Annotated in this window: 1 protein-coding gene; it reads left to right on the plus strand. The window is 73.8% G+C overall.

The window, feature by feature from the left end; all coding sequences use genetic code 11:
- Window positions 1-33 precede the first annotated feature (33 nt).
- Entirely contained in the window at window positions 34-510 is a 477-nt protein-coding gene (locus tag PV721_RS43755) for a cysteine dioxygenase family protein (protein ID WP_319734493.1), read from the plus strand.
- Window positions 511-523: the final 13 nt, after the last annotated feature.

The following is a 523-nucleotide window of genomic DNA, read 5'->3' on the forward strand; positions in this document are numbered from 1 at the left end:
ACCCTCGCCTCCGCCGCGCCCGTCGAGAGCGACCTGCAGATCGCCGGCGACATCCTCGCCGTCCAGCACCTCCTCCAGCCCGACCGCGAACACCCGGCCACCGTCGCCGAGTTCGTCGGCCTCGCCCGCTCGATCGCCGAGGACCGCGCCTCCTGGGAGCACCTGGTCCGGTACGACGCCACCACCCGCTGGTACCACCGGCTGCGCACCGGCCCCGGCTACGAGGTCTGGCTGCTCAGCTGGGTCCCCGGCCAGGGCAGCGGCCCGCACGACCACGGCGCCTCCTCCGGCGTCCTGACCGTGCTCGAAGGCGAGCTCACCGAGCACACGTCACGCGGACGGCTCACCCACCGCCCCGGATCCCAGCGCGTCCTCGCCCCCGGCTTCGCGCACGAGGTCGTCAACGACACCCTCGACGGCGCGGTCAGCCTGCACGTGTACTTCCCCGGTCTGACCGAGATGCCGATGCACAGCTGCTCCCCGGCCGAAACCGAGTCCGTACCCGCCTGACCCGCCCGGCGCC

It is taken from the genome of Streptomyces sp. MB09-01, assembly GCF_033794505.1.
Lineage (GTDB): Bacteria > Actinomycetota > Actinomycetes > Streptomycetales > Streptomycetaceae > Streptomyces.